Here is a 21,891-nt window from a genome sequence, read left to right as displayed (position 1 = left end):
GTTTCGTGAGAACAAAAGTCAAGCGGCAAACTGGTCCAAGGCGAAGCCTTTTCAAATGGCCAGTTTGCGTAGTTTTTGGAACGTAGTGACAAAAACCTATATCTTTTTCAAACCATCGTATGATACACTCTAGCCTCATACGGTTCTAATACATCCGCATTTTTCAATCTATCCAGAAGTCTGTATTTATTTTTTAATTGAAGGTTCAAATCATCGCAGCCAAGTATTTCACACTTCCTGTAATTAGAAAGTATCATTTCGCCTCTAAGATTTATATATTCATCAGGAAGTTTATAGCTATGTTTATATTTTGAAAAAGAACAAATAATCAGATACTTATCATTTTCTAGTACTCTTTCATACATATAAATATTTTTATCATTCGGAAAATATTCTTTATATTCTCCATAGATAAGTGTTTCTGTATTTTTTCGAAGACGAAGACAATTTTTGTAAAAATTCAAAATGCTCTGCTCATCTTTTAACTCTGTTTCAACATTTACTGTTTTATAATTATGATTTATGAAAAACCACGGTTTAGAAGTGGAAAAACCAGCATACAAGCCATCATTCCATTGAACTGGTGTTCTAGAAGAATCTCTGCTTGATATATGTATTCGCTTTAATCTGTCCTCTATACTATCTTTTAAGTGATAGGTATTAAAATTAGTTTTACTTGAGACATCAACATATTGCTCGATTGAGCTAAGCTTTATGTTGGTCATTCCTATTTCCTGTCCCTGATAAATAAATGGAGTTCCTTTTTGAAACAGATATGAAACTGCCAGCATTTTTCCGCTTTCTTTCCAATAATGCATGTTTCCATATCGGCTTATAATTCTTGGATGATCATGATTTTCCAAATAAAGCGCATTCCATCCATCTTTAGCAAGAGCATACTGCCACTTTGAAAAAGCTTTTTTTAACTTAATCAAAGAAAACGGACGATGAACATACTCCGTATAAAGACAATCAGCCATCATGTGATCAAAAGAAAACATCATATCAAGAGATTTTGTTTCTCCTGTAAGATACTTTAGTGCCGACTTCACTGTTGTCATCGGGCCTTCGCCAATTTGAAAACAATCATATTCATTACATACTTTTCTAAATTCAGCCATATACTCATGAATATGCGGTCCATCCTTATAGTATGGCATTCCGTTTACTGCCGGAATAAATGGAATTCCGTTTGGTAGTCCTTCTTTTTTTGAAATAAAATTAATAACATCTTCCCTAAAGCCATCAACTCCCATGTCAAGCCAATATCGTAAAATATCCTTAACCTCTTCACGTACTTTGGGATTATCCATATTTAAATCAGGTTGTTTTTTGGCAAATATATGCAGATAGTACTGTTTTCTTTCCTTATCAAACTCCCATGCTTTACCTTCGAATAGACTATCCCAGTTATTAGGTTTATCACGCCAGATATAATAATCACTATACGGATTATCTTTTCCCTTACGACTTTCTATAAACCATGGATGTTCGTCTGAAGTGTGATTTACAACAAGATCCATTATCACCTTCAAACCCAATTTATGTGCTTTATCCAACACTTTTTTAAATTGCTCTAATGTTCCAAAATCTTTGTGTATATCTCTGTAATTCGAAATGTCATAACCAAAATCAGCATCAGGAGATGGATAGATTGGTGAAAACCATATTCCATCCACTCCTAAATCTTTTATATACTCGAGTTTGTCATAAACTCCGTATAAATCACCAATTCCGTCGCCATTACCATCAGCAAAGCTACGCACCCAAATCTGATAAAAACTCATTCGCTTAAACCAGTTTGTTTCCTGTCCGTTACTTGTACCCATACAAATGGCTCATCCTTTCTAAATATCTGCTTTTTTCTTGTATAAATTCCTCATACTTTCAGGAATTTTGTCTTTGATATCATCCTTGAAATCAGAAAAATCTTCTTTTAATTCTTTCCAATCACCTTTTATTTCATGCTTAAGTCCATGACCAATTTCAGAAAAATCCGCTTTCCAATCATGAAGGTTTCCCTTGAAACCGCCTTTAAAATCGATAATATTTTCCTTCATTCCGCCATACAGATTTCTTGGAAAATCAAATACATGTTCTGTTCCTTTTAGAATCAACGATGCAGATTTCAAAACGTAATCAGAACTTTGATTTCTCTTTTTTTCAAGTTCTCCTCTATCTGACATAATTTTCAGTTCTTTGTATCTGTTTTCAGCAATTCTGACGCTATCTTCCCATGAAATATATATTTCATTCATAGCATTTTGTCCCACTTTATGAACCAAATCAAGATTTCGTGATAATTCTTCTAAGAGATTTGACATGCTAAGAGGACTTTCTTCAATCAAGTATCCATTCCGATTGTGAGTAATTCCTTCTGCAGCGCATGAATCTTTTATTAACACGCTCGGTAGACTGCAGGCAGCAGCTTCTCTAACCACAATACCATTCGTATCATATACAGATGGAAACAAAAACAAATCAGCCCTGGTATTCCAAGCTCTAAGCTTTTCTCTGTCATAAACAGGACCTGTAAAAATAATTTTTCCTACGCTATCAGTATTAAAATGAGTAATATCGCCTTCTGAATCAGCCACATCAAGAGAAATGCCATATTCTTTTATTCTTTCTTTTATTTCATCCTCATCTGCTCCAGAACCTACGAACACCATTCTATATTCAATACCTTTTTCGGACAAATTCTTCAAAGCATCCACTATAATATTAAGACCTTTATACTTCATGATTCTGCCGACAAAAAGAAAAAGAGGAATATTGCAAGGAAGATCGTAATCTTTAGTTACCTCTCTAACAAGGTTCTCCTCTACGCACCCTTTTGGAAAATCCACTCCATTAGACATAACGCGATATTCTCCCTCATATCCAAGTGATTTTAAGTTTTCACCAGCACCCTCAGATACCACCCATACATCATCACAGGCAGAAATATTACTAACCATAGCCTTAATTGTTTCTTTTTTCAAAAACCCCTCGCCTACTGCTCTTGCTATATCAACATCAAACTTTGTGTGATAAGTAAATACAATAGGAGCTTTTGTTTCATGTTTGAGTATTCTGGCCATGATAGTAGACGAGGCAGGGCAATGTGTATGAATTATGTCTGGCTCAAACTTAGCCATCTGCGATATTTCTCTCATTGCAAGCGGATTTCCGGTTCTATAACCTTTAATAAAATCTGTTGTATCAAGACTTGGATATGCAATCACCTTATATGGATATCCTTCATAAGTTTCGTTTGGGTAACGAGGTGTGCCCACAACAACATTATCTCCAAGCTTATTGGTCAGAATCTTGCCATAATTCATTACTACATTTGCAACACCATCTATAACTGGTGGAAAAGAGTCATTTAATAAACAAATATTCATTTCGAAATTCCCCCTTTGATTAATAAAACTGCTATATCATTAACATTAGTTCCTGTAGGTCCTGTTTTAATAAGTCCCTCGCAAAGCTTAAGTGCATTATAGGAATCATTATCATTTAATACATCAACTATATTAATACCTTTACTACAAAGTATTTCTTTAGTAAAACTGTATACAATTCCGCCTGCTGCATCAGTTGGTCCATCTGTACCATCACTTCCAACAGAAAATATGCACGTCCCCGGCACCCCGGATATTCCATCTGCTGCAGAAAGTACAAGTTCCTGATTTCTACCACCAAGACCATTTCCTGTAAGTTTTACAACCGTTTCTCCTCCCATAATAAACGCAAGATTCTTGCCACAATCAGCATATTCTCTTGCTATTGATGCCAAAAATTTTCCAGCCTGTCTTGCTTCGCAGTCTAAACTGGAAGTCAGGATAAACGGTTCATATCCAAGCTCTTTTGCCTTTGAAACTGCAGCTTTGCAAAGCTGTTTTACACTTCCTGTTACAATAGTAGTCACATTAGAGAGCTTTTTAGGCGTTTCCTCCATTAAAAGATTTTGAACTTCATTGGATATTTTTAGATTATATCTGGTAATAATTCCTATAGCATCTTCACACGATGATTTATCAGGATAGGCAGGTCCTGATGCAATCATATCAAGCGGATCACCTATAATATCTGATAAGACAATAGAATACACTTTGGCTGGTTCACAAATTTTGGCAAATCGTCCTCCTTTTACATTAGAGAGCCTTTTTCTTATAGTGTTTATCTCTGTAATGTCCGCTCCACAGCCAAGAAGTTCCTCATTTATACTTTTAAGAGTATCGAGCGAAACTTTTGGATCTTCAAAAAGCGCAGAACCACCTCCTGATACCAGAAATATTACCAAATCTTTAGATGAAAGATTACTAACAAGTTCAATAGCTTTTCTAGACGCTATAACTGTGTTTTCATCAAGAATCGGGTGACCTGCTTCAAAACAACTAATTTTCTCAATTTTTCCCTTAACATGCCCGTATTTTGTAATGCATATTCCTGCTTCAAGTTTATCCTGTAGTACTTCTTTGGCCGCGCTTGCCATCTGCCATGCAGCCTTACCTATTGAAACAAGATATATTTTACCACTGCATAAAGGCATATTTTCTAATGCTTTTTTCACTGCAGTATCCGGCAAAGCACTTTTTATTGAAGCATTAATGATTTTTGATGCATCTTCCCCAAGTTTATTTTTATCATCAGTTTTTCCTGTAAAGATACAAGTTATTTTTTCCATGAAACATACCTTCCATGTTAATATTTATCGCTATATATTATTAAGTTACTTTGTTTCTAAAGATATGACCTGTTTTCCATAAAAACAGCACTTTTTCATTATATCAGTTTTTGGTATAAGAAAAAAACCACTGATTAATTTTGATCAATCAGTGGTTTTTAAAGTTATAAATAAACGTAACTTTTTCTATATTTATTTAATCAGTTTTTACTCTTATTTGTAATAATATACCAGATAAGCTGTCCTATATTAGATACACCTCTCTTCTTCTCTTCCTTTGCAAGGAATGGAAGAATAATTCCAAGAAGCATAAGAACAATTGGAGTTACAACATTAAGGAAACTTGTAAACTTATCATCTGCATCATACATTCCAAGGATACAGCTTGCAGCTGTAACAAGGAAGCACCATGAACCAAAAACAATAGCTAATACATTATTTTTTACAAAGCGATATTCAGGATTAAACTTTCCTTTAGCAGCTCTAAGTGCGATATATGCATAGAATACCCACAAATAACGCATAGGCATACATACCGCATTAAGCTTTGTAAGCTGCTTCAATACTTTTGCTGCACCTGATCCAAATGACTGAATAGCTATAATTGCTCCAGAAAGAACAAATACCATCCAGATACCATTAATGTATGCGCCAAACTTGTTCTTCTTCAAAAGAGCAGAAGGAATATACTGAGTGGAATTCTCATTATCCAAAAGCATACGAAGAGGAGCATCAATACTAATAACAAGTGTTGAGAACTGACCAATCGCATTACAAATAGCATATATAAGAAGAATGCTGTCACCAACATGATAATACTGACCAAGCTTCTGGAATGCCCAATAGGAACCATTTGAGTTATATGCTTCAAAACTCTCATTGGAACTGTTAATTACAGCAGGGTCAAACATCATACCCATTGCAACAGTACCAAGAATTGCGCAAATAACAACCATGATTGCAAGTGAAATCATAGCCCTTGGAAATCCCTTACTTGGATTTTCAACTTTATTTACATAAGGAGAAATCTTCTCACATCCACCAACTGCAAATACCAAAATTGACAAAGAAGTAATATACTTCAAATCGAAATTAGGTATAAGAGATTTAGCACTAAAATCCATTGCAAGATAACCACCATGAGGGTTTATTGCAGGTGCAGCGAACATCATCAAAATGTAAAGAATTGACATTACAAACATACTGGTTCCTGCTATAGTTGCAAGGCTCTTCAAAGGATTAAGACCTCTTGAAGCAATAAAACAAAAAACTGCAAGAACAGCCAAAGTAACCAACTGAACTTTTAATGTTGAAAAGCTATCGTAGGTTTCTCCGTTGCGGAAAACAGCCCAGCTCAAAGCTTTCAAACCACCAGAAGACTTTGAAGCAATATATGTAACATGACATGCCCAATATGTCCAACCAGCATAATATGCAAGTTTGGTTCCAGATGTCTTCTCTATCCAAGAACTAACACCACCACCTGAATTCTTAAAAGCAGAACCAAGTTCACCAACCATTAGAGCATATGGGATAAAATAAAGTGCAAACATCAAAATCCAACTAAAAATGACCTGAATACCATTAAAGTATACGAAGCCATTCAACACATTACCAAATCCCCATACCGTCGAGAACGCCATAAATGCAAGCGTTGACCATTTGATACGTTTAGAATCCATTTTTTAACAACAACTCCTTCTCTTTCGAAACATTTATTATACTTTCGGCGTATTGATTAATTACGACCAAAATATACGCTGCAAAATTAATGAATAATTTTGCAGCGTATATAAAAATAACACAAATGTCATTTTTTGTCTACTACATTGTCTTAAATATATCTACATTCTCTCTCATTTCACCTGTGCTTGTTTTTAGCGTATCTGCTATGCTGGACATTTCATGAATAGAAGCACTTAGCTGCTGAGCTGCAGCTGATATATCCTGAGATGATGCTGACACTTTCGATGCCACAAGCGACACATCATCAATATTGTTTATTATGTCATCTTTTAAATTATTCAAGTCTTTGACGGTAACTTCAGCTGTCTTAATCTTTGGAAGCACTTCATCAATAGAAGCAATTATGGATTGGAACGATTCAATAGTTTCTTTGATAATATCACTTTGATGTATCAGTTCATTATCCATAACTGAAGTTTCTTTGATAATATTCGAGGTTTCCTGAGAAATACCAACTACAAGCTGACTAATCTTCTCAGCAGATTCCTGAGATTGTTCTGCTAAATGTCCGATTTCTTCAGCTACAACTGCAAAACCTTTACCTGCCTCTCCAGCTCTAGCTGCTTCAATCGAGGCATTTAAAGCTAACAAATTTGTCTGCGAAGAAATCTCATTTATTACACTTGTAAACTGATTAATTTCTGAAATGTTATCTCCAAGTGCATCAATCTTTTTTCTAAAATCATCAAACTGTTTTCCAACATTTTTAACAGAAGAATCAATATTCTTCATATCTTCACGTGAGGAGACAGCCTTTTCATTAATAGAATTGGATGTATCATCGACATCTTGTATTTCACTTACAATCTTAGTCATCATGTTGCCAAAATCATCAAGAATATTTTTAACCTCTTTTAAATTCTCGAATTGGCTGGTTGTTCCTTCTGCAATTTCAGTAATTGATTGTGCAACATTTTGTGATACTGAACTTACTTCCTCTGACGTTGTAGACAACCTTTCTGACTGTTCATCAATATCTGAAGATCTATGCTTGATACTACTTATAGTATTTGAAAAAGATTTGGCCATTTCCTGCATAGAACGGGACATATCTCCAACTTCGTCTTTCTTTTTGATATACTCATCTGAAACGCTGACAGTTAAATCTCCTCTTGCAAGATTATCCAAAGTTTGTGAAGAAGCTCTTATTCCCTTGGCAATTCCATGAGAAATAACATATGCAATAATGATGCCTCCAACAAGCATTATGCCTGAAGTAATAATAATAGTTATTTGAAGATTACTCAATCCACTTAAAATCTCACTTTTATCAATAACTACAAATACTTCCCAGGTAGTACCCTCCACCTGAGCAAATCCTGTATATTTTTCACTTCCCTTATATTCATAGGAAACAAAGCCGCTTTTTTCGTTAATTCCCTTTGTTAGAGCTTCTGCAAAACCTTTAAAAGAAGTATCAGAAGAAGCCATTTCTATAGGATTAACTTCATTCATAACCATATCTTTTTCTGGATATGCAATGATAGTCCCTTTGGCGTTAACAAGATATGCAAAACCACCTTTTCCATAGGAGACTTCATTTGTAAGCGCGCTTAAATTATTACCATCACGGATTTCCTGCAAAACTCCTATAACTTTGTTATCATTCATTACAGGTGCACCATAAAAAACCAAAAGTTCTCCTGAACTTTTACCAATGGAAGGATCTGTAACAGTTGTTTTTCCATCAAGTGCATTAATGAAATAGTTCCTATCTTTAAGATTCTGAGACTTTCCATTAGTGCTTAGTGATTCCCCATCAAGATCTATATATGCCATTCTTAGGCAGCCAATTCTTTCGACTTCTTTCTTAAGAATCTCGACTTTTTCTTCTTTAGATAAAAGAGGATCGGAAATATCTGCTCTTGCAGCAATAGAACTGATTTCTTTTAAATCTCCTTTTATAAGACTACTAATTGTTCCAGAGGATTGCTTTGCAACTTCTTTTATAGAATTTTCTGTACTGCTTTCAAGAACCCTTGTAGCATTCACAAGTGATGTCACACTCAAGGTTACACATACAACTAAAAACAGCAATCCTACAAATAAAATCAGCTTATGTTTTATGCTCTTCATTTTTACCTCCATGGACTTTGTCTGAATAATATTCACACAAAGAAAATGATTCTAGAACATACAAATATTTTTTTATACTTTCACATTTAAGTCTTCAATATTACGCATATTTGTACAAAAAAATATATAGGGACATATAACATATCGACATTATCCGTACAAATATTTATTAAATACCTATTTTTTGACAAAAAAATAACGCTTTACTATCTACAATTGTTTGTAATATAATAGCAAAGTTACATTATTTACCGCATATAGTTTAAGAGAAACGTCATGATATCCAAAGAATTATTTTTTATTTTGATTAATCTGGCCCAGCTTTCATGCTTATCATGGGCTATTTTAGCACACATTCGCCATAGCAAAATAATACGTAAATTAAAGAATTGTTCACGAGTAACTTCTGGAATGGTAAAAGATAAAATAGATTTAAAGACAACACACAATGGTCATGAAATCATATATTCATTTGTTGCAATCGATTACCTTGGTATAAAAGTCATAAAAGAAAAGACAAGATACAGAGAAGTCGGCGAATGGCAGAATGTTTATTATAATCCAGCTAATCCTAACGAAGCATTCTCTGAACTTATGAGAAAAGAGATTCTCAAAGAAAGCCTTTTTAAAGCGGCTTTTACCTTTTTATTTGCAACTGGACTTATTATTTCCATAGGTCGATATCTGTATGTTGTCTTAATGGAGTACGGAATTAATTATATTGAGCTTTTAAAAAGAATTTTACTATGACACAATCTATAGGTTGGCGAAGCCTTTTCAAATGGCCAGTTTGCGTAGTTTTTGGAACGTAGTGACAAAAATCATGACTTCTTGCTGAGATTTAGGATAATCATCAGCAAGAATCCCAATCAACTACATCACCTTTAGCTATAGGATTCTTCGTAATAAAGATTTCTTTTCTAAAAACGACTATAAACCAAATAGTGTGCGCCATGCCGGAACAAAAAAAAGCTCTAATGTTTCTGCATAATGCATGGCTTCTTCTCTGGAAAAATCATGTACTACAGCCTGAAATATTGCCTCAATATTCGTTGTAACTAGCAAATGAAATTCTTTTTTGTCAACTTTTTTTAACTTACGGCCTTTAGACTCTAATCTCTTCATATAGCGCATTGTAACTTCTTCTTCAAGAACTGCAATGTCATGTGTAAAACATTCATATCTAGTTCCCTGAGACTTACAAATAATAAGCTTAAATTCATCAAAGTGATTATAAATATATTCCATAAAAGCCATTGTTTCTTTCTTATCTTCCCATACCATAGAAGAATCAAATGACTTTTGAGAATCCAGTTCGCTGTTATATGCTCTTTCAATATCGTTATATATACTAAAAAGCCCGTCAATCGTAGGATTTACAAGAGCTGCAAACATATCTTCTTTGCTTGGAAAATGTTTATACAAGCCAGGTGCACTCATTCCACACTCTGATGCAATTCGCCTCATTGATGCCTCTTGAAATCCATACACTAAGAATTCCCTATATGCCGCTACTATTATCTTTTCATGATTCTCTATTTTATCTCTTGGCATCTTAACCTCTTGCTTTTATAAAGGTATCAGCTAACAGTGTTATAAGAATACACTGTTAACTTTTACTTGTAAAGCTTATATCTAAGGATTTTTCTCAAATTTATTCATTAGGTAATAATAGGCTATCATCAGCATTACAAATGCACCTATCCATGCTGCAGTTTCTGCAACAGCTATATTCTTAAAGCTGTTTTTTCCAAATTCAAATCCAACAATAAGTCTCATTGCAACTTCTAGGACTCCTGACACCATTGGAATAACAGTATTACCCAATCCCTGAACTGAATATCTATAGACAAACAACCAACCAAGAGCCATAAAGCATACTCCAAGAACAGGCATAAAATCCTTACAATAACCTATTGTTTCTGAATCACTTAAAAGCATCCTTGCAAGACTTTCCGGAACAAATATCATCAGCATAATAAGCGGAATATTAACTATAAGAGATAATACAAGTCCTTGTCTAACTCCTTTGCGAATTCTATCATATTTGCCTGCACCAACATTCTGACCAACAAATGTCATCATTGATAATCCGACAGACATTCCAAACTGCTCAAATAAAGAAGCAAATTTCATACATGCAGAATAAGCCGCAACATACGCACTCCCCATAAGATTTACAAAATACTGTAAAGCCATTGCACCTATTGCTGTAATCGAATTCATAAGCGCAACCGGAAGTCCTATCTTGAATAATTCTACAATGAGTTTTACTTCTTTTTCTTTACTGCTGCCATTAATCTTAAGAATATCGATTCCTTTTATTTTCATCATGCATATGCAAAATGAAATAACCTGCGCCATAAGCGTAGCTATAGCAGCTCCACAAACTCCTGTTCCTACCACTTTAATAAAGAACAAATCCAGCACTATATTAGCAATAGATGACCATATCATTGCAAAAAGCGGAGTTCTAGAATCACCTAGTGATTGAAGTATAGTAATCTCAAGGTTATTCAATACAGTAATAAGAATTCCAATAAGAATAACTATGTAATAACTATATGCATCACCTATAATATCATCCGGAGTCTTCATAAAAAGAAGCATCTTTTGAAGAAAAATAATGCATAAAACAGTTGCTATAGTTCCTATCACAATGCATAACTTTCTAGCTGATTTAATATAAGCATTTAGCTTTTCATAATCATTTTTTCCAAAACTCTGTGAAAAAAGAATTCCAAAACCTCTTGTCATTCCAACCACAAAACCCAAAATAAAAAAATTCAAAGTTCCGGTTGCACCAACAGCAGCAAGCGCTTTATCAGAAATTCCTTTTCCAACAATTATACTATCAACAAGGCTGTAGAACTGTTGAAACAGATTGCCCCATAAAAGCGGCATAAAAAAAAGAACAATCTGCTTTAAGCTGTTACCCGAAGTCATATTTAATACTTTTGATTCATTTCTAGACATAAAATAAAATACTCCTATAAACTATCTCTTAATAACTCTTCTTGAAAAATCCAAACATTTTCCTATTAACCCCTGACGAAACTGTAGACATACTTTCCCATATCACTATTTACGTAGTACTAGTATTCTATCATCTCATTAACATACTAACAAAAAGACTAAATGATTAAAATTATTTTTTTGTTAAAAATTGCCCGATTTTTGTTATAATACTCTTATGAAAATTATTACTAAAGAACAAATACAGTTACAGACAGGGAAGGACCTGAGACTTTTCCTGCTCATTGGCATGACGCCGCAGAATTTACTCTGATACTCAAAGATGGATGCAAATAAAAAATAATCTTCCACAATACTAGAACATAATCTAGATTTGGTTTCTATTTCGAGATTTCAGACAGCTTTACAGAAAATAATCATGTTGAAGTTTTATAAATCTGAAAGAAATTTTTCCCATGCCTCAGGATGCTTGACAAAGTATCTGGGGCACTCTTTTCCTGTTACATCATAATGTCTTATTACATGAGTTGAATCCATCTTAAATTCTTCTAAAAGCCACTTTACAAGCCTTACCAAAGACTTATACGATGCCTCAGTAAATTTCCCGTCATCATTAGGGTGACAGACTTCAATAGAAATAGTATCATGATTTCTGTGATTACTTGCAGAAGACCACTCATCAAGCGGCACACACATGATTATTTCTCCATTTAGCCCAACCACAAAATGTGAGCAAACATCGGAATCTTCCTGATTATAGAAATCTCTATTCTGCTTTGCAGTAGTTCCAGGATTTCCGACATAATGAATTACAATATCATTTATTGTGTCTAGTTTATACCCTCTTCTAGACGGATTACCTTCGTCAATCAGCTGAACATCAATCCAATCCGGTATTTTTATATCCTTTGCAATCTGAGTTTTATCGATTGGAAATACTATATTTTTAACTTCCTGAAAATTACTATATACGGTCCTCTCTCCAGGATTTTTGGAGAACAGAACTACAATTATCAAAACAAGAAATAAACTCACGTTGAATATTGCGATTAGACAAACGGTATGTCTCATAATCTTTTTTCTATTTTTATATAGTTTTTTGTCATTATCTATTGCCGCTTTTCTTTCAACTTGAGTTCGATTATCAGATCTAACCGTACCGCTTCCAAAAGCTCTGATATTATCATGATAATCACATTTTTTACCTGATTCCTTTCGTATATCAACTTCATTAACAGGCGTTTTTATATATTCTGTCCAATCATTATCACGTACTGCCCTTATTGTATACCCTTCCCAATCACTACCTTGTATAGAACTCTTTCTGTAATTTTTACCTTCCGTATTTTTTACATTATGTCCTGAAAACTCTACTCTTTTCTTTAATGATCCTTGATTATTCAGTATATCTTTTCTTTGCATAGGAATTTTCGAGTATTTTTTTCGTTCCACATTAGTATTGATTATTCCATTTGCTTTTCTATAATGCTTCTTATCATATTCTGTCTGAAAATCCATCCGTCCGCCCCTAGTTTCTAGATTTTATAGATTATTGTTTTCATCAGGAAAATCAATAACCGTACCAGACCAAAATTTGTCGTTAAGAGAAAATTTGTCCTGCAAAGCAGGATTCTTGCTGATGATTATCCAAACTCTCAGCAAGAAGTCATATTTTTATTGTACAACTTATTACATTTTTTTACAATCAATTACATTTTCGATAAATATTATTGTTTTTTTGGTAAATTTCTTTCCCAAAAAGCATCTAGCACAATACGCTGATTAGTCTAAACAGTAACATTTATATGCAAAACAAAAACTAGCCGGTAACTTGCTTAAACAAGCCATCGACTAGTTTTCCTTTTATCTAAATAATCTCAAAATGAATCTTTTTTGAAAAAACAAAAACTATCACAACATATTGTATTTTGAATCATATCTTGCTTTTTTATTAAAATCAAAACATATATTTGTTAGCTTACTGGAAAAATTCCATATCTTTGAACAATTTATCAGATATCTGTTTCAAAGAATCTGCCGAACCAGCAAGAGACGATACTGTTGCCGAAAGTTGCTGTCCAGCTGCACCTGTTGTTTCTGCAGATGCGGCATTTTCCTGACTTACAGCTGAAAGTGATGTCATTGCATCTGATACAATACCATTTGCACTTATACACTCATCAACTTCAAGTTCAATCTTCTTTACTCTTTCTGTAGTAGCTGAAACGTCATTTATCATATCCTGAACATTCTGAACAGTCGTCATAATAATTTCCTGCTGCTGTTCATTTTCATGTCTTACTGCATTTGCCATTTCAACTGCGGAACCTGACTCCGAGAGCAAAACATCCATTTCTGCTCTGATTGCACTTGCAAGATTCTTAGAATTATCTGCAAGATTGCTAATCTCTTCTGCAACAACTGCAAATCCTTTTCCGGCTTCACCAGCACGAGCAGCCTCAATAGAAGCATTAAGTGATAGAAGGTTAGTCTGATTTGCAATAGAAGCAATCTCTTCAACCTTGGAATTGATATTTTCAACTGCAATACTTGTAGCACCAACCTTTTCAGAAATCTGAGTTATGCTATCACTCATCTTTTCACTACTCTTCTGCAAAGATCCCAGATTCTCAGAGGAAATAGTACTGGATTTCTGCATATCTGTAGCAAGAGATGTAAGTTTTCTTGTATTATGCTGTACCTTTTCGTTTGCTTCACTAATCTTAACAACATTTTCGGTTACACTCTGAATCTCGTTAGCCTGCTGAGATGCACCTGAAGAAATTTCCTGAACAGCATTAGCTACGTTGTCTGAGGTCTGTGAAATCTGATTAGCAGTCTGCGATACATCATCTGATGAACTATTAACAGCTGCTGTAGATTCTTTAATATTTCGTATTATTGCACTAAGCTTATCTGTAACAGAATTTGTATTATTTATAATTTCACCAAATTCATCTTTGCGGTTTGTATACTTATCTATAGATTGGAATTTTCCGGTCGCAAGCTTGCTGATACAATCGTTTAGCAAACGAAGTGGTCTCGTAAATGAATTTGCCAATGTAAGTGATATGAACACTGCAGCAACCAGCATTATCACACCTAATGCAACTGTTGTAAGTGCGCTTCTTCTTGCAGAACCAAGTGTCATATTATAGTTAGCAGCTGATACAATAATCCATCCAGTCTGACTTTCTCTTTGATATCCAATAAGATACTCTACACCATCAAAATTTGTTTTATAATCTCCCTTCTCTTTTCCATCAGTAAAAAATGGTAACTGGCTATAATTTGGAACTTCATCATTAACACCAAATTCCATAGATGAGTGTGCTATCAAATCACCAGTTCTAGAAACGATAAATGAATCTTCTCCACTGGCAGGATTAGATACTCCTGCCAAAAACTCATGTAGGAAAGACAAATCATAAGATTTTTGAACAACACCAATAACTTCCTTGTCCTCTAAATCCTTTATTGGAATAGCTAAAACAACTACCTTTAACCCTGTAGATTTTGACACAAGAACATCAGAAATAACCTCTTTTCCAGTTAAAGCTTCTTTAAAGAACTCTCTGTCTGCTACATTAACTAGATTTCCAGAAGTTCGTACAATTTGTTGTCCTGTTGCATCTTCGACGATAATATCATTTCCATCACCAAGATGTTCATTAAGTATAATTAAATACTGCTGAACACCATCGATATCTTTATGATCTGGGTCCAAAAGAAGTTCTTTAACCTGTTTGCTATGAGAAATTGACTCCATCATACGTACATTTTGAATAAATATAGTTAAGAATTCTTTCTCAACAATCTCAGCACGCTGAATACCCTTAGTCTTGGCATCTTTTACCGCCTGAACCATAGAACTCTCATAACTAATAATAAGGGCAACCGCCATAGGAACAACGCAAATAAGCATCATTACAGATATTAATCGCGTTTTAACACTGTTCCAAAAAGTAACATTTGAATTATTTGTTTTAGCCATAACGACCTCCTGATAATCAGGTTTTAAAAAAATTGACATTTCTTAAACAATTATTCGGTAAAAAAACTCTATATGATAACATCAAAACTTTATTTTATAAAAATCTTATAATTCGCCGAATAATGACTTTTTCCAGAATAAACCCATTGACATAATAGGCGATACCTTTTAAGATGTATAAAACACTTATTATACAAAAATGGCGGTGATAAAATGACTCTACAACAGGTTCTCTATGCATTAACTATTGAAGAATATGGTTCGATGAATAAAGCATCAGAAAAACTTCACATCGTACAGCCTACATTAACAAGTGCAATTCAAGAATTAGAAAAGGAAATCGGCTTTACTATTTTTCTGAGAACTCACAAGGGAGTTATCCCCACACCAGAAGGTGTCGAATTTCTAAGTGATATCAAAAATTTTTATAGACACTATAACATCATAATGCACAAATACGAAGGTGAAGGAAATTATAAACGAAAATTCGGAGTTTCAACTCAGCATTATTCATTTGTAGTTCAGGCTTTTGTTGAAATGGCAAAAAAATATGATATGAAGCAGTTCGATTTTGCCATAAGAGAAACTCATACTAAAGAAATACTTACAGATGTAAGCTCGTTAAAAAGTGAAATTGGAATATTATACTTAAGTGCAGGAAACGAAAAATCTCTTCGTAAAATCATGAAAGAACATGAACTGATTTTCACTCCGCTAATTCAATGCAGGGCTTATGTTTATTTGTGGGGAAATCACCCTTTGGCAAAAAACAAATCGATAAGTATGCAGGAATTAGAGCAGTATCCAAGACTTTCTTTTGAACAATCAGATGATGAAATATATCTAGCTGAGGAAATTTTAAGCGAAAACATATATCCACAAACAATAAAAGTATGTGACCGTTCCACTATGCTCAACCTCATGGTCGGCTTAAATGGATATACCCTCTGTTCAGGAATTATCTCCAGCAGATTAAATGGCGATGGATTTGTCGCCATTCCCTTCCACGAAGACGAAGATAACCCTAACAGCATTATGGAAATTGGATATGTAACAAAGAGAAACAGTATTTTAAGTAAAATGGGAGAAGAATTTATCGCTGAACTAAAATGCTACTTAGAGGATGTTAGAGGAGATTTGATTTAAGGCTCTGACAAAAATATATAGGTTATTGTTTTCATCAGGAAAACAGGTAACCGTACCAGACCAAAATTTGTCGTTAAGACAAATTTTGTCCTGCAAAGCAGGATTCTTGCTGATGATTATCCTAAATCTCAGCAAGAAGTCATAGTTTTTTGTCGACATATAGTCCGTTTTGCTGTTTGTATATTTCGTCGCAGACACGCTTTCGCTTGATTATAAACGTAATGGTACATAATGCGCTAAAATACAGCGCATAAGTAAATGCGGCATAATTTAAACACTTTTAAATTATGTCGTCTGCCGTAGGCAGATTTAAAGGCATTATTTATGCCTTTAAACCCCAGACCAACGTTTATAAACAGTTCTGCTCATGAAATATTACAAGCCAGCAAAACTAATCTACTAAGTATTCAAAAAATAAGGCATGACTTCTTGTCAACTTCATTCAAAAACTCGCATTTATTGCGAGTTTCGTGAGAACAAAAGTCAAGCGGCAAACTGGTCCAAGGCGAAGCCTTTTCAAATGGCCAGTTTGCGTAGTTTTTGGAACGCAGTAACAAAAATTTATAGATTCTTGTCACTTCGTTATCCCTTCAACAGAAGTTCCTTTAACAGTAGAAAATGGCGTTGAAACTGTATTATCAAAAATGAATCCGACTTTGACTGAGTAATACCCGTCATCTTTAAGAGACTTAACTGTATCGATTAATTCCGGATGTTCTGAGCAATCAATATTTACAGAATGGCCAAAATTAGAATTGCAGTTTATTGCATCATCCCCGTATGGATACTCCAGCATGATAACTTTTTTATCTTCATCAATATCTAAAATGTCTCCTGATATGTAATGAGTCTTATTATCTGCGCTAAGCTTTGGAGTTGTTTCTGTTTTTTCAATGGAAACAATATTATAACCATCAAAACAGCTATAAGGATCTTTGTTCAAAACTACAGATACATCAAAAGTAGCATCAGCATCTCCAGATTCAATACTGGAAATTTCATAGTAAACAGCATACTTAAGAGTGAGTTTTATAGTGTTATCAGAAATATTATAAGAATCAACATTATAAGAACGGATTTCTCCATCACCAAAACCGCTTGAACTATTTTTAGTGTTTATTTCTCCGTTTTCAAGATCATTAAACTCTATGTATTTTCCGGTAAGAGAATACTGAACATACTCTACCTGCTCTTTTGACATTATTCCATTATTATTATCCATAATATTAGTGAGATAATCATATCCGCACCAGCTGTTTTGAAGATAACTATTTATGAAAGTTTTTTTCCAGTTAGCATCACTTTCTGTCATGCTATTATCCCATTTACCATCTGTATATGATGGGTAGCATATAACTCTAAGAACTGTCTTTAAGTTATCTCCCATTTGGAATGTATCACCGTACTCGGTTTTAGTAACACCAAGTTTCTTATAATCAATAGAAGAAGCGCTGCCTGAATTATTGCCTACTGCATTATCCCAAGCATTCTTTGAATAATCACCTTTGCCAGACAAATCATCTCCAGAATTATTAGCCAGGTCTTCATCTTCTAATGTACTGGCTTTACTTGAAATATTTGTTGCAGTATCATTTGCAGCATCATCTGTAAAAATACTATCTCCACAACCACTAAGCATAGAACAGACTAAAACAGCTGCGATTAACAATCTCTTTTTCATTTCAATCTCCTCCTTAAAGAATTATGCAAACATTTTATATTCTAGCACAAAATAGCTTTTGTAAAGTACTTTGATACCTTTATTTTAATTGAAAAAAATGATATATTGTATGTTACGTTCTTTATAATAATGCAGTAAGCAGAAAAACTATTAAGAGGAGTATTGATTTTAACGTGAAAAAATTTTTAAATTCGTTTGCTTTTTTAGTATGCTTATTTTTGATATTTTCTTTAGAGTGTAATGCTAAAGAGTATATTACAGATATTAAAAGCCTCGATGCAGGCACTGTCATAGAGGAGAATAAAATTGATAGTACCAATCTGGATTTGTATTTCACTTCAGTCAAGATTAAAAAAGATGATAATATCTATAAAAGAATATACGGTAAAACGTATGTAGAAAATAAAGATATTTCACTTGATGACCTGAGATATTTAAAAATGCTTCATTACAATTTTGATGGCAAAATTGTTGTTGGCGAAATGATAGTGAATAAAAATATTGAAAGTAATACCTTAAACGTATTCAAAACCTTTTTTGCTCACACTATCAAATCAGACAAATGCATCTTCCTGATGATTTTTGGAATAAAGACAGTCTTACAACAGATGATACCTGTATGCTTATTGATAACACTTCCTGCTTTAATTATAGAGTTATTCAAGGAACTAAAAAGCTATCCAAGCACTCTTTAGGATTAGCAATAGATATTAACCCACATGAAAACCCGTATGCCAAAGTAAATAAAAATGGCTCATTAACAATATTCAAAAAAGAGCTGTATGAAAAAAACAGCCTAAAAAAACGAGACTCAAAAGCGCATGCAATTACCAAAAATGATCTCGTATATAAAGCATTCAAAAATAATGGCTTTAAATGGGGTGGAAACTGGAGAACAGTTAAGGACTTTCAGCACTTTGAGCAAAGATAATGAACACCTATAGATTTTTGTCACTACGTTCCAAAAACTACGCAAACGGGCCATTTAAAAAGGCTTCGCCTTGGACCAGTTTGCCGCTTGACTTTTGTTCTCACGAAACTCGCAGTAAATGCGAGTTTCTGAATACTAGTGACAAAAAGTCATACTCTCTTTTACCAGCACTGATTCTAAAGCATTTAACAAAGCTTTATTCTCCTCATGGTTTTTCACAGCAATTCGATAATAGCCTCTTTCCTTTTCAAAAAAGCTTTTACAATCACGAATCAAAATCTTTTTTTCAAGCATTTGTTCATACAAGTTTAGGTTTGAATTACATTTGTCTATTCTAAATAATACAAAACAAGTATTGCTCTCGAATACTGTTAGTCCAAAACTTTTAAGTTTACGAGTAATATACGCTCTTTCTTTATCTATCATTTCGATAGACTTCTCAACAAAATCACTATCGATTAGCTTCTTTGCGCAAGCTTCTCCAGCTTTTAAAGCATATACAGACATGTTCCATTCCGGCAGATATTGCGAAAGCCTTTCTATATTTTCTTCCCTAGAAAAAACAAATCCCACTCTTACACCTGGAATAGAAAACAACTTGGTATATGCGTCTATTACATAAAGTTTTTCATAATCGAAAATGTATTTTTTTGCACTGCTTCTATTATCAGATAATAACAAAAAACATTCGTCTACTATTAGACTTACTTGTTTTTCTTTACATTTTTTCAGTATCTTTTCAAAAAGACTTTTATCAATCGATATTCCCGTTGGATTATTGGGATTTGTCAAAATAAGCACATCTAATGCTTCATCGATGTCTGACAATATTCTATCGCTTAGTTTAAAGTTTTCCTCTTCTGTAAGCATATGTTTTATTACAGTACAATTCTTTATTGTATTTAAAACATGTGTATATCCAGAAAAACTTGGTGATAAAATCAATGCTTTTTTGGGATTTATCATCCTCAAAAGTGACATTAAAAGTTCTGACGCTCCATTTCCGCCAAGAACATTCTTGAAGTTTACTATATCTTTATATCTGGATGTGGTCCCGTTTTCAGACATTTCACCATCTAAATTGAATTCTTTACAGTCTTCATATATATACCTCTTTATGCTCTCTGACACTTTAGTCCGAAAATCAATTTGACTGATATCTGGATATCTATTAACATCCGCCATCGCCTTTATAAGGGCATCTTTTACTTCTAAAGGACAGGGATTTGGATTAAGATTAACCGAAAAATCATATTCAATTGCCTTGTCGTAAATTTCTCCACCATGAATCATTTTTTCGTATTTTTCTCCACTACTTAATTCGTTTTTCGTATTTTTCTCTACCAAAAGGTCATAACAAAATAAATCCAACAGCAGCCAAAACAAAAATAATCATACACAAATACTCTGTTGCATACATTAATATACAGGCTCTCTTTATATCTTCCAGTTCTATATCGCGAATATCATCACCAATATAAGGCTTTTCAACCATTTTTCCAAAATACACTGCATTTCCAGCTAGTCTTAAGGACAAAGCGCCAGCACATGCACTCTCTGTCTGAGCTGAATTTGGGCTTTTATGATTGTATCTGTCTCTTTTAAAAATCTTCAAGGCATTTCTTCCTGAATATCTTTTCCCTAGAATAAAAGAAGCCGCAATCATGAGTAAAGCACTTATCCTGGCGGGAATATAGTTAAAAATATCATCCATCTTTGCGGCTGTTTTCCCAAAATACTCATATTTTTCATTATGATATCCAACCATTGAATCCATTGTATTAATAGCCTTATAAACAAAGCCTCCAATAGGGCCGAAGAAAAAAGTGTAGATTAATGGAGCTATTACTCCATCAGACGTATTTTCTGCTACAGTCTCTACTGCTGCTTTTATCACTCCTTCTTTATCCAAAACATTGGTATCTCTTCCCACAATCATTGATACTGCATATCTGGCATCTTCAAGAGTACCGTTTTTAAGTGCATAATACACTTTCATGCTTTCTACACGAAGGCTTTTAGCTGCAAGAATATAACATGTAAGGACTGCTTCCACTACTATCTGGACATAAACATTTATTCTTGAAGCTGCAAACATAATCAAAAAAGTCGCCATAAAAGTTGCCATAACAACAATAATCCACATACATGTACCAAGAAAGATTTGATTACTCGATTTTTTACTGCCTTTATTGGAACTATTGTTTCTTTTTTTATCAATTCTTTTCAAAAGAAATATATCTGTCAGTTTACTGATAAGTGTTCCAATAAGTCTTATAGGATGAGGCATATTCCATGGATCCCCTATAATCTGGTCTAAAACAAAACCTATAATAAATGCCAAAACGTGACTTTTAAACACAACAACCTACCTTACATTTTTTACCAAATTTGTATTCAATCAATAGTTTATGATATCATAAAGGTCGGCAAAATTCAGCAAGATTATAGATTCTTGTTTTCATCAGGAAAATCAAGAACCGTATCAGACCAAAATTTGTCGTTAAGACAAATTTTGTCCTGCGAAGCAGGATTCTTGCTGATGATTATCCTAAATCTCAGCAAGAAGTCATGACTTTTTGTCACTTATATTCAGAAACTCGCATTTACTGCGAGTTTCGTGAGAACAAAAGTCAAGCGGCAAACTGGTCCAAGGCGAAGCCTTT

Annotated in this window: 16 protein-coding genes; 4 read left to right on the top strand and 12 right to left on the bottom strand. The window is 33.8% G+C overall.

The features are described 5' to 3' along the window. Positions 1-107: 107 nt before the first annotated feature. From G634_RS0116925 to G634_RS0116905, 5 genes are all read right to left on the bottom strand, one after another. Positions 108-1,829, bottom strand: a complete 1,722-nt coding sequence (locus G634_RS0116925) for an alpha-glucosidase (protein WP_026506262.1) — start codon at positions 1,827-1,829, stop codon at positions 108-110. 18 nt (positions 1,830-1,847) lie between these two features. Next, positions 1,848-3,389, bottom strand: a complete 1,542-nt coding sequence (locus tag G634_RS19840) for a glycosyltransferase (protein ID WP_051234233.1) — start codon at positions 3,387-3,389, stop codon at positions 1,848-1,850. Then, complete coding sequence (locus G634_RS0116915; RefSeq protein WP_051234231.1) at positions 3,386-4,675, bottom strand: glycerate kinase type-2 family protein; 1,290 nt, start codon at positions 4,673-4,675, stop codon at positions 3,386-3,388. The genes G634_RS19840 and G634_RS0116915 overlap by 4 nt, the downstream gene beginning before the upstream one ends. 200 nt (positions 4,676-4,875) lie before the next feature. Next, positions 4,876-6,357, bottom strand: a complete 1,482-nt coding sequence (locus tag G634_RS19835) for an amino acid permease (RefSeq protein WP_051234229.1) — start codon at positions 6,355-6,357, stop codon at positions 4,876-4,878. 142 nt (positions 6,358-6,499) lie between these two features. Continuing rightward, the gene (locus G634_RS0116905) at positions 6,500-8,497 is read right to left on the bottom strand and encodes a methyl-accepting chemotaxis protein (protein ID WP_026506260.1); all 1,998 of its coding nucleotides are present in this window, start codon (positions 8,495-8,497) and stop codon (positions 6,500-6,502) included. 276 nt (positions 8,498-8,773) lie between these two features. Here G634_RS0116905 and G634_RS0116900 point away from each other — a divergent pair, with 276 nt between their 5' ends. After that, positions 8,774-9,247 (top strand): hypothetical protein, encoded by a 474-nt coding sequence (locus G634_RS0116900; protein ID WP_026506259.1) that lies wholly within the window; start codon positions 8,774-8,776, stop codon positions 9,245-9,247. A 180-nt stretch (positions 9,248-9,427) separates the two neighbouring features. Here the strand turns inward: G634_RS0116900 and G634_RS0116895 are convergent, their stop codons facing one another. From G634_RS0116895 to G634_RS0116880, 4 genes are all read right to left on the bottom strand, one after another. Then, positions 9,428-10,051: a TetR/AcrR family transcriptional regulator gene (locus tag G634_RS0116895; RefSeq protein ID WP_026506258.1), complete on the bottom strand. Its 624-nt coding sequence runs from the start codon at positions 10,049-10,051 to the stop codon at positions 9,428-9,430. 81 nt (positions 10,052-10,132) lie between these two features. Further along, positions 10,133-11,473, bottom strand: coding sequence for an MATE family efflux transporter (locus tag G634_RS0116890; protein WP_026506257.1), 1,341 nt, complete (start codon positions 11,471-11,473; stop codon positions 10,133-10,135). 429 nt (positions 11,474-11,902) lie between these two features. After that, positions 11,903-12,991 (bottom strand): peptidoglycan recognition protein family protein, encoded by a 1,089-nt coding sequence (locus G634_RS21725; RefSeq protein WP_051234227.1) that lies wholly within the window; start codon positions 12,989-12,991, stop codon positions 11,903-11,905. A gap of 460 nt (positions 12,992-13,451) precedes the next feature. Then, positions 13,452-15,467 (bottom strand): methyl-accepting chemotaxis protein, encoded by a 2,016-nt coding sequence (locus G634_RS0116880; protein ID WP_026506256.1) that lies wholly within the window; start codon positions 15,465-15,467, stop codon positions 13,452-13,454. Between the two features lie 213 nt (positions 15,468-15,680). Here G634_RS0116880 and G634_RS0116875 point away from each other — a divergent pair, with 213 nt between their 5' ends. Beyond that, complete coding sequence (locus G634_RS0116875) at positions 15,681-16,613, top strand: LysR family transcriptional regulator (protein WP_026506255.1); 933 nt, start codon at positions 15,681-15,683, stop codon at positions 16,611-16,613. 574 nt (positions 16,614-17,187) lie between these two features. On the opposite strand, the gene G634_RS0116870 is transcribed toward G634_RS0116875, so the two are convergent. Next, positions 17,188-18,294 carry a hypothetical protein gene (locus tag G634_RS0116870; RefSeq protein WP_026506254.1) on the bottom strand — a complete coding sequence of 369 codons (1,107 nt, stop codon included), beginning with the start codon at positions 18,292-18,294 and terminating at the stop codon, positions 17,188-17,190. 173 nt (positions 18,295-18,467) lie between these two features. Here G634_RS0116870 and G634_RS21720 point away from each other — a divergent pair, with 173 nt between their 5' ends. Both G634_RS21720 and G634_RS22055 read left to right on the top strand, forming a co-directional pair. Then, positions 18,468-18,989, top strand: a complete 522-nt coding sequence (locus G634_RS21720) for a hypothetical protein (protein WP_051234225.1) — start codon at positions 18,468-18,470, stop codon at positions 18,987-18,989. Beyond that, a complete protein-coding gene (locus G634_RS22055) occupies positions 18,914-19,225 on the top strand; it encodes a M15 family metallopeptidase (protein ID WP_242826839.1) in 312 nt (103 codons plus the stop codon). The genes G634_RS21720 and G634_RS22055 overlap by 76 nt, the downstream gene beginning before the upstream one ends. Positions 19,226-19,360: 135 nt before the next feature. On the opposite strand, the gene G634_RS0116860 is transcribed toward G634_RS22055, so the two are convergent. Both G634_RS0116860 and cbiB read right to left on the bottom strand, forming a co-directional pair. Then, positions 19,361-20,518 carry a pyridoxal phosphate-dependent aminotransferase gene (locus G634_RS0116860; protein ID WP_026506253.1) on the bottom strand — a complete coding sequence of 386 codons (1,158 nt, stop codon included), beginning with the start codon at positions 20,516-20,518 and terminating at the stop codon, positions 19,361-19,363. A 58-nt stretch (positions 20,519-20,576) separates the two neighbouring features. Continuing rightward, positions 20,577-21,587 carry an adenosylcobinamide-phosphate synthase CbiB gene (cbiB, locus tag G634_RS0116855; protein ID WP_026506252.1) on the bottom strand — a complete coding sequence of 337 codons (1,011 nt, stop codon included), beginning with the start codon at positions 21,585-21,587 and terminating at the stop codon, positions 20,577-20,579. Positions 21,588-21,891 lie beyond the last annotated feature (304 nt).

The organism is Butyrivibrio sp. NC3005 (assembly GCF_000424545.1).
Classification (GTDB): domain Bacteria; phylum Bacillota; class Clostridia; order Lachnospirales; family Lachnospiraceae; genus Butyrivibrio.
This window is presented reverse-complemented; position numbering and strand designations above follow the sequence as displayed.

Coding starts and splice junctions, on each gene's coding strand:
- G634_RS0116925 (WP_026506262.1), bottom strand. CDS start 1,829: ATGGGTACAAGTAACGGACAGGAAACAAACTGGTTTAAGCGAATGAGT.
- G634_RS19840 (WP_051234233.1), bottom strand. CDS start 3,389: ATGAATATTTGTTTATTAAATGACTCTTTTCCACCAGTTATAGATGGT.
- G634_RS0116915 (WP_051234231.1), bottom strand. CDS start 4,675: ATGGAAAAAATAACTTGTATCTTTACAGGAAAAACTGATGATAAAAAT.
- G634_RS19835 (WP_051234229.1), bottom strand. CDS start 6,357: ATGGATTCTAAACGTATCAAATGGTCAACGCTTGCATTTATGGCGTTC.
- G634_RS0116905 (WP_026506260.1), bottom strand. CDS start 8,497: ATGAAGAGCATAAAACATAAGCTGATTTTATTTGTAGGATTGCTGTTT.
- G634_RS0116900 (WP_026506259.1), top strand. CDS start 8,774: ATGATATCCAAAGAATTATTTTTTATTTTGATTAATCTGGCCCAGCTT.
- G634_RS0116895 (WP_026506258.1), bottom strand. CDS start 10,051: ATGCCAAGAGATAAAATAGAGAATCATGAAAAGATAATAGTAGCGGCA.
- G634_RS0116890 (WP_026506257.1), bottom strand. CDS start 11,473: ATGTCTAGAAATGAATCAAAAGTATTAAATATGACTTCGGGTAACAGC.
- G634_RS21725 (WP_051234227.1), bottom strand. CDS start 12,991: ATGGATTTTCAGACAGAATATGATAAGAAGCATTATAGAAAAGCAAAT.
- G634_RS0116880 (WP_026506256.1), bottom strand. CDS start 15,467: ATGGCTAAAACAAATAATTCAAATGTTACTTTTTGGAACAGTGTTAAA.
- G634_RS0116875 (WP_026506255.1), top strand. CDS start 15,681: ATGACTCTACAACAGGTTCTCTATGCATTAACTATTGAAGAATATGGT.
- G634_RS0116870 (WP_026506254.1), bottom strand. CDS start 18,294: ATGAAAAAGAGATTGTTAATCGCAGCTGTTTTAGTCTGTTCTATGCTT.
- G634_RS22055 (WP_242826839.1), top strand. CDS start 18,914: ATGCTTATTGATAACACTTCCTGCTTTAATTATAGAGTTATTCAAGGA.
- G634_RS0116860 (WP_026506253.1), bottom strand. CDS start 20,518: ATGATTCATGGTGGAGAAATTTACGACAAGGCAATTGAATATGATTTT.